Annotated in this window: 1 protein-coding gene; it reads right to left on the bottom strand. The window is 64.0% G+C overall.

Going from position 1 to position 783, the window contains the following annotated elements:
• Positions 1-783: carbon starvation CstA family protein (locus tag EGM97_RS26095; RefSeq protein ID WP_477788900.1), on the bottom strand; the 783-nt coding region annotated here is incomplete at both ends.

Below are 783 nucleotides of genomic sequence, written 5' to 3'. Positions count from 1 at the left end.
CGCGTCAGGCGTGATGGCAAAGCCCCAGCTGCTGATGGTCTGGGCCACGGCCACGGCATCGCTGCCGACCACCGCCGCCGGGCTGTTCATGGCGAAGTACACGCCCGGCTCGATCACCGACGCGGCTACCATGGCCATGATCGCCACGAACGACTCCATCAGCATGCCGCCGTAACCGATGTAGCGGGCGTTGACTTCGTTATCCAGCAGCTTGGGCGTGGTGCCCGACGAGATCAGGGCATGGAAGCCCGACACCGCGCCGCAGGCAATGGTGATGAACAGGAACGGGAACAGGCCGCCCTTCCACACCGGCCCCATGCCGTTGGTGAACTGGGTCAGCGCCGGCATTTTCAACTCGGGCATGGTGATCAGGATGCCGATCGCCAGGGCGACGATGGTGCCGATCTTGAGGAACGTCGACAGGTAGTCACGCGGGGCGAGGATCAGCCACACCGGCAGCACCGCCGCGACGAAGCCGTAGCCGATCAGCATCCAGGTGATCTGGATCCCGGTGAAGGTAAACGCTTTGGCCCAGACCGGGTCGGCGGCAATCTGCCCGCCCAGCCAGATCGAGCCCAGCAGCAACAGCACGCCGATGATCGAGATCTCGCCGATGCGGCCCGGACGGATGTAGCGCATGTAGATGCCCATGAACATCGCGATCGGGATGGTTGCCATCACCGTGAAGATACCCCAGGGGCTCTCGGCCAGGGCCTTGACCACGATCAGCGCCAGCACCGCGAGGATGATGATCATGATCAGGAAGCAGCCGAACAGCGCGAT

Source organism: Pseudomonas sp. AF32, assembly GCF_022342325.2.
GTDB lineage: Bacteria > Pseudomonadota > Gammaproteobacteria > Pseudomonadales > Pseudomonadaceae > Aquipseudomonas > Aquipseudomonas uvaldensis.
Note: the sequence above shows the minus strand (reverse complement) of the source record. Positions and strands in the feature narration are given on the sequence as shown.